This window comes from Paenibacillus turpanensis (genome assembly GCF_011421635.1).
In the GTDB taxonomy this organism is placed as follows: Bacteria; Bacillota; Bacilli; order Paenibacillales; family YIM-B00363; genus Paenibacillus_AK; species Paenibacillus_AK turpanensis.
The window spans coordinates 1-6,733 of record NZ_WTLI01000042.1 but is presented as its reverse complement, the minus strand read 5'-3'; the positions used below and the strand labels follow the sequence as shown (position 1 = coordinate 6,733).

The following is a 6,733-nucleotide window of genomic DNA, read 5'->3' as shown; positions in this document are numbered from 1 at the left end:
CTCCGCCTGTTCCTCAAACAGCCGGTGGAACGCGGTCGCCGGAGCCGCTTCCGGCTGCGCCGGGTTAAACGCGCCAAAAATTTGCTCTTTTTCCGCCTCCGTCAAAAGCTCCAACTGATTCACACGGATGTTCGGGTTAGCCGCAACCTGCTCCAGCGCCCGGGCAAAATGACCGTGGATCTGCCTGATGTCTTCCTCGCTGAACGTCAGCGCATTGTACGTAAACCGCAGCAAAATATGCTCTTCCGGAATGACGGTAATGTCCAGGTCGTAATTCGTTTGCTCCGGCGATTGTATATTAGCGATTTTCAGCGCTTCCTTGTCTCCACCGACGACCTGCTCAATCTGTTCTTCCATCGGATAATTCTCAAAGACCATGATATGGTTGATCAAGTCACGCTTTTGCTCGCTCAGCAATTGGATTTCGAACAGCGGGAACGTTTCGTAAGCTCCCGATGCCAGCGCTTGATCCTGGGTTTTTCTTAAGATATCGGCTACCGTCTCCTCGGCTTTGCCCTGAATACGGACCGGGATCGTATTAATAAACAGGCCGATCATGCTTTCGATACCTGGAATTTCCGCCGGACGCCCGGATACCACGGAGCCGAATACGACATCCTCGCTGTTGTTGTATACCTGCAGAACTAGTCCCCATACGGTCTGCATGAACGTATTGAGCGTCACCTGCTGCTGGCGCGCCACCCGCTCGATTTGCCCGGTCAATTCCTTGCTGAGTTCCACATCAATTTCAGCCGCCTCAAAAGCGCCCTGCTTCAGCTGCGTTTTCTCCTGCGGCAGCTTGGTCTGCTGATCGTAACCTGCCAAATACTCGGACCAGTAACGCGTAGCTTTCGCTGCATCTTGAGCTTCCAGCCATTCGATATACCGGGAGAACGAGGTAACCGGAGGAAGCTCCAGCATCCGCTTCTCCTGGAGCGCGAAGTAGGTATCGAACACTTCCTTGATCATGAAGGACATGCACCATCCGTCCATCAAAATGTGATGGTGACTCCAGATCACATGGTAAGACTCGTCGCCCGTGCGCAAAACTGTCACGCGCATAAGAGAGTCCCCGGCCAAATCGAACTTGTTCGCTTTATCCGCGCTGACGAAATCGGCTATCATCTTCTCCGGGTCTCCATCGCTTACCGAGCGAATATCTTCGAAGTAAACTTCACACTTCCGCTCGCGGAATACCACTTGAATCGGCTCGTCTCTCCAGCCGGTAATAAAGTTGGTCCGCAGCGCCTCATTCCGCTGCACCAGCGTATCCAATCCTTGGGTAAAGGCTTCGAGATTCAGGCTTCCGTATAAATCGAAGGTCACCTGTTCGAAGTAAGCCTCCGAATCGGCATCTAGCAGACTGTGGAACAACATCCCTTTTTGCAGCGGAGTCAAGGTATACACATTCTCCAGTTCGCCGAGCGCCGCCGTATGTTCGGCTAACCGCTCCAGTTCCTCCACCGTCACATCTTGAAGCAGAACGTCGCTAGGTGTAAGCTCCGGCCGCTCTTTCGATACGCAATGGCTGATGACTTCACGCAAGCTCGATTGAAGCAGGATTCCCAGGCGCTCTACCGTTTCCCGTTTATACTGGGTTTCCCCATAACGGATCGTGAGTTCCAGCACTCCTTCCGACACCCTACCGTTGATATCGAGGACAAAATCCATCACTGCATTCGGGCTGGAATCGGAGCCCGGGCTGTACGGAGACGACTTGAAGCCGCTGCTTTCGTAATCCTGGTCGAATTGCCCCAAATAGTTAAAGCTGATCTCCGGCTCCAAAGCAAATCGATCGCCGTCACGCGGCGCCGACAAATAACGCAGAATTCCGTAGCCGATTCCTTTGTTCGGAATGCGGCGCAAGCTTTCTTTAACCTGTTTCACCTGATGACCGAGCGCCTGAGCGTGACCCGGCTCCAGAACGACAGGGAATTGGCTTGTAAACCAGCCTACCGTGCGCGTAATGTCCATATCCGGCAAAATATCTTCCCGGCCGTGCCCTTCGAGATTCACCAGCACGCGTTCCCGGCCGCTCCAAGCTTGTACCGCGAGGCCAAGCGCGGCAAGCAGCAAATCATTTATTTCTGTATGGTAAGCACGGTGTGCCTGCTTCAGCAGCTGTTCGGTTTCCTCTGGCGTCCAGCGGACGGTCACGAGCCCGCTGTCCTTCAGCTTGGATCTGCCTTGTTCAAAATCTTTCGGAAGCGGTTCATAGGTCAATTGCTCGATATGCTTCCAATACTCTCTCTCTCTTTCCATTGCCGGACCGTTCGCATAATCAGCGAGCTGTTTCGCCCACGTTTGAAATGAATCCGTTTTGAGCGGCAGACGGATCGGCTGCCCTTGCAGCGCCTGCTCATAGCCGGTAGCAAAATCCTCAAGCAGAATCCGCCAGGATACGCCGTCTACGACCAAGTGATGGATCGCGATGAGCAGGTGGTCGCCGTCGTCGCAGCGGAACAAGCCGAGCTTCACCAGCGGGCCATTTTCCAGATCAATGCTCGCTTGAATGTCATTCGCCTTAGCCTCTACCGCATCTTTCACATCGGCGATTCCCTTAAAATCGACAACTTCCAGATCGAACAGCGCTTCGTTCTCCCTGGCGCCGCGGTTCCATGCGGTATAGCCATTCTCGGTTTGGCGGTAAACCGTACGGAGAGCATCGTGTTGCACGACAAGCTGACGCACCGCTTGGCATAAAGCTTCTTCGTCAAAGCCTTGCTTGGAGAACTGCATGAACGCCTGGTTGCTGTGATGTACGTCAGCCGGATTTTGTTCAAAGAACCAGCGCTGAATCGGGGTTAAGATAACCTCTCCCGTCACTTCGGCCTGACTTGCCGTTCTCTCCGCCGTTTGCAGCTGCAAACTAAGGGCGGTAATCGTCGGGTAATGGAACAAATCTTTCATGACCAGCTTGTACCCCGTTTGCAAAAGACGGGACGATACCTGCAAGGCCTTGATCGAATCGCCGCCGAGCGCAAAGAAATTGTCCATCGTGCCGACCTGTTCCACTCCCAGCACCGACTGCCAAACCGACGCAAGTGCTTGCTCGGCAGGAGTACGAGGCGCCGTGTATGCAGCCTCGGCACGAATGCTTCCTTCCGGCACAGGCAGCGCTTTACGATCGATCTTCCCGTTTGGCGTAAGCGGCATTTGATCCAGGCGCATGATGCGCGAAGGCACCATATGGGAAGGCAGCGCGGCGTCCAGATGGGCCACAAGCCCTTCCAGATCGAAGCTGGAATCCGCAACGACATACCCGCACAAATATTTCTGCCCCCGCTCGTCCGTCCGGTCGATGACAAGCGCTTGACGCACGCCGGCAAAAATTTGCATGGCCGCTTCAATTTCTCCAAGCTCGATCCGATAGCCGCGAATTTTAACCTGGTTGTCGATCCGGCCGATGAAATCCACGTTGCCGTCCGGCATCCAGCGCGCCAGATCGCCCGTCCGGTACAGCCGCTCCCCAGCAGCGAACGGGCTGTCTACGAATTTCTCCGCCGTCAAATCCGGGCGGTTCAAGTAACCGCGGGCCACACCCGCTCCGCCGATAACCAGCTCGCCCAACACCCCGATCGGCACCGGCTTCAGATTCGCATCCACGATGTAGAACTTGGCGTTCAGCCACGCTTTCCCAATCGGCACGCTACCCGTCTTCGGCAGCTTCTCCAGCGGCTCGTCATAGAAGCTGGAGTCAATCGCCGCTTCCGTTACGCCGTAGCTGTTAATAATACGGAACTGCGAGCCGAAGCGCTCCTGCAGGGTGCGGTAATCCGCTACGCTGCACGCATCCGAGCTTGTGATCAGCAGCTGCATCGAGCTGAGGTCCAGACCCTCGACATGCACATGTTCCATGAACGGCACGATCAGCGCGGGAGTCGATTCGAACACCGTCATGGCGTAGTCGCGAATCCAGCCGTAGAGGCGGGTTGGATCGATCCGGTCGTCCTTCGGCACGATGACCATGGTGCCGCCGTTGTACAGCGTCCGCGCAATGTCGCCGACGAACACGTCGAACGAGAAGCTGGCGAGCTGCAGCAGCCGGACCGGGAACTGGTCCAGGCGGTAGTCCCGGCGGTAGCCCGCCGCTGTGTTCACCAGGCTGCGGTGTTCCACCGCCACACCCTTCGGACGGCCCGTCGTACCGGAGGTGTAGATGACGTATGCCAAATCGCGCGGCTTGTTCACATTCACCGGATTCGATGCGAGATCCGCCGCTTGTACGTTCCTCTCGGCTTCTGCCGTGGCGGACGTTTCCGCAGCAGCCGTTTCCGCTAGCGCCAAAGCCTCCGCCTTTGCGCCTGCTTCGCCCAAAGCTTGTACGCACACAGCCGCTTCCGCCGCTCCAAGGCTGTACGTCGCGACGTCGTCAAGCGCAAGCACCGTTTGCAGCGCAAGAGCTCCGTCGCTGCGCCAAGCTTCCGCCTGCTCCAGCAGGCGGGTCTGTGTGAGCAGCACCGACACCCCGCTGTCCGCCAGCATATACTCGATCCGCTCTTCCGGATAGTCCGGGTCGAGCGGCACATAAGCGCCGCCCGCTTTCCATACGGCGAGCACCCCGATCAACAGCTCCGCCGAACGGCCGGCCAGAATGCCGACCACCTGTTCCGGCTTCACCCCGCGCGCCCGCAGCGCGTACGCCAGACGATTCGCTTTGGCGTTCAGCTCCGCATACGTCAGCTTGCTGTCTTCGTAGACAACCGCCAGCGCTTCCGGAGTGCGCTCCGCCTGCTCCTCGAACAGCTCGTGGAACGTCCTCTCTATCCACGACTCCTCCTCCAAGCCTGTACCCTCTGCGGCGGGTTGCTTCGCATGAGGCGAAGACGACACGTCAAACCCGACCAGCAAATCATGCTTTTCGCTGTCCGTCAAGATATCTAAATCCGCAATCCGCGCACCCGGCTGAGCCAGGATCGACGCCAAAAGCTGCTCGTAATGACCCGCCAGCCGTACCATCGTTTCCTGTCTAAACAACGAGGTCGCGTACTCGATCTTGCAAACCAGCTCGTTATCGGCTTCCACGATATCTAAGCTAAGATCAAACTTTGCCGTCTTTTCCTCGATGTCGAATAGCGACCATTGCAAGCCTTCCAGAGTTAAATCCAAGCTTTCGTGCTTTTGCAAAGAAAACATGGTGTCAAACAGCGGATTTCTGCTTAAATCCCGGCTCACCTGAAGAGCTTCCACCAGCTCCTCGAACGGATAGTCCTGGTGCTCGTAGGCTCCAAGCGTCGTTTCTTTCACTTCCTGCAAGTAATCCAGGAACGTCCGCTCCGCCGCCGGACCCAAGCGAAGGGCCAGCGTATTGACGAACATGCCGATAATCGGCTGCAGGTCGGCGTGAGAACGGGCGGCAATCGGAGTGCCGACCACTATATCTTCCTGTTCCGAGTATTTATGAAGCAATACGGAATACGCAGCCAGCAGAAGCATGTACAGCGTCGCCCCCGAATCGCTGGCAAGCCGTTTGAGAGCTTCGCTTTTCTCCGCATCCAGCGTAAACGTGAGCGTTTGACCGTCAAACTGCTGGACGGCCGGGCGGGAGAAGTCGAAAGGCAGCTCAAGAACCGGAAGCTCGGAGCTAAATACCCCGCGCCAGTATTCCTCCTGCCCTTTGATGCGCTGGCGCTGCTCCCTTGATTGCTGCCAAACAGCGTAATCCTTGTATTGAATCCGCAGCTCCGGCAATTCTTCCCCATTGTAAAGCCGCACGAATTCGCGCAGCAGCACGTCCATGGAAAGGCCGTCGGAACCAATATGATGAATATCCAGCGCGAGCAAGAATTTCTCTTTCTCCAGTTCGATCAGCAGGGCGCGCAGCATAGGCGGCTGGGTCAAGTCAAAAGGCTGAATGAAGCCTTCAAGAATGGCCGCAACCTGATCTTCGCTTGCTTTAAGCTTCTCGACCTTGAAAGCTACGAACGGATGAATACACTGAACCGGCTCCCCATCCACGATTTCAAAGCCGGTGCGCAGCATATCGTGCCGGGCCACCAAAGTATTCAGCGCCTTTTCCACTTTGGCCTCGTTCAAAGCCCCTTCCAATTGCAAGGCGCATGGGAGGTTGTAAGTCAGCTCCGAGCCATCCAGCTGGTGCAGGACGTACAGCCTTTTTTGCGCGGAGGAAACCGGATAATACGCTTTCTCTTCCGCTTTCGGAATCGAGCTGAGCCGCGTTTCTTCCAAGCAGGCAATAGCCCCGGCCATCGACTCTACCGTCGTATAGCGGAACACATCGCGCAGTGGAAGTTCGACGTTCATTTCCTTCAGGATCTTGCTGACAAGGTTCGTCGCCCGCAAGGAGTGGCCTCCGAGCTCGAAGAAATTGTCCAGGACTCCAATGCCGGAGTAGCCCAGCACTTCCTCCCAGATTTTCACAAGCTGGGACTCCGTCCGGTTACGCGGCGCTACGTATTCGACGCCCGTTTGCAAGCCGCCTTGCGGCTCCGGCAGCGCTTTGCGGTCCACTTTGCCGTTAGACGTCAGCGGCATCCGCTCCAGCTGCACGAAATACGACGGGATCATGTACCCCGGCATTCCCTGGGCCAGCGAGTTTCTCAATTCGCTGACCGTCAGCGTCCGATCCGCCACAAAGTAGGCGACAAGCGCCTTCTCTCCCCCGCCGTCCTGACGGGCGAGCACCACCGCTTCTTCCACGCCCTCGATTTTCAGAAGCTGCGTCTCGATTTCGTCCAGCTCGATCCGGTAGCCGCGGATTTTCACCTGATGG

General features: G+C 56.5%; 1 protein-coding gene. It reads right to left on the bottom strand.

What is annotated here, in order from left to right; genetic code table 11:
- On the bottom strand, positions 1–6,733 hold a 6,733-nt coding region (locus GQS10_RS22510), incomplete at both ends, for a non-ribosomal peptide synthetase (RefSeq protein ID WP_166246505.1).